Source organism: Propylenella binzhouense, assembly GCF_009866965.1.
Taxonomy (GTDB): domain Bacteria; phylum Pseudomonadota; class Alphaproteobacteria; order Rhizobiales; family Afifellaceae; genus Propylenella; species Propylenella binzhouense.
The window spans coordinates 1-600 of sequence record NZ_SPKJ01000228.1; the positions used below are offsets into that span (position 1 = coordinate 1).

Genomic DNA, 600 nt, shown 5'->3' on the forward strand with positions numbered 1-600 from the left:
CGCGCCGGCTGCCGGGTGCGGCTGGCGCTCCTCGGCGCGCGCGACCGGCTGCGCGGCGATGCGGCGCAGGCCGCGCGGGGCTATGGCGGGATGGTGGAGACGCTCGCGCCGGAGACTGCGCTCTCGGGGGCGCTCCTCGTCGACGCGCTCTTCGGCGCAGGGCTCGCGCGCCCGCTCGACGGGCTTGCGGCGGCCATCGTCGAGCGGGCGAATGCGAGCGGGATTCCGATCCTCGCGGTCGACCTGCCGTCCGGCATAGACGGCGCCACCGGCGCGCTCCGCGGGACGGCGATCCGCGCGCAGCGGACCGTCACCTTCTTCCGGCTGAAGCCGGGCCACCTGCTGATGCCGGGGCGGCTCCATTGCGGCGCGACCGAGGTGCGCCAGATCGGGATCCCCGAGGCGGCGCTCGAAACGGTGCGGCCGCGCGCCTTCCGCGACGCGCCGGCACTCTGGCGGAGCCGGTTCCCGGTGCCCTCCGCGGCCGGGCACAAATATGATCGCGGCCACGCGGTGGTGGTCTCGGGCGGGCTCTCCCAGACGGGCGCGGCGCGGCTCGCCGCCCGCGGCGCGCTGCGGGCCGGCGCGGGGCTCGTCACC

Annotated in this window: 1 protein-coding gene; it reads left to right on the forward strand. The window is 78.0% G+C overall.

Translation table 11 applies throughout. The features are described from left to right. A partial coding sequence (locus E4O86_RS23065) for an NAD(P)H-hydrate epimerase (protein ID WP_281351661.1) occupies positions 1–600 on the forward strand: 600 nt, incomplete at both ends.